Annotated in this window: 1 protein-coding gene; it reads left to right on the plus strand. The window is 43.9% G+C overall.

The features are described from left to right. The coding region (locus tag A3738_RS01165; RefSeq protein ID WP_156503867.1) for a GGDEF domain-containing protein at positions 1-465 on the plus strand (465 nt) is incomplete at both ends.

Raw genomic sequence — 465 nt, forward strand, 5'->3', positions numbered from 1 at the left:
GCATGAGAAGGGGCAGTGGCAAGGTGAGTTATTGGAGCGCCGCCGTCACGGGGATTATTTTTCACAATGGACTCAGATCAACGTTATTCGAGATGAACGTGGAGGCATTAAATACTATGCCGGCTTGATCAGTAACATGAGCGATCATAAAGAGGTTGATGAGAAACTCGATTACTTACTGAATTATGATTCTCTAACCCGTTTGGCCAATCGAACGCAATTTCAGAATCAATTACATCGCGCTTTAGTGCGCTATCAAACCGATGATTTACCTTTCGCTTTGGTTGTCTTGGATATTGATCGCTTCAAGCATGTGAATAATAGCTTTGGTTACGAAGCGTCTGATCGATTGCTGCAGCTCGTGGCAGAACGTTTAAGTAACAGCATTCAACGGGTTGATGTATTAGCGCGAATTGGTGGTAATGAATTTGCCTGTATTGTGGCTTGTAGCCCGACTTTCCAAGT

The organism is Oleiphilus sp. HI0066, assembly GCF_001635725.1.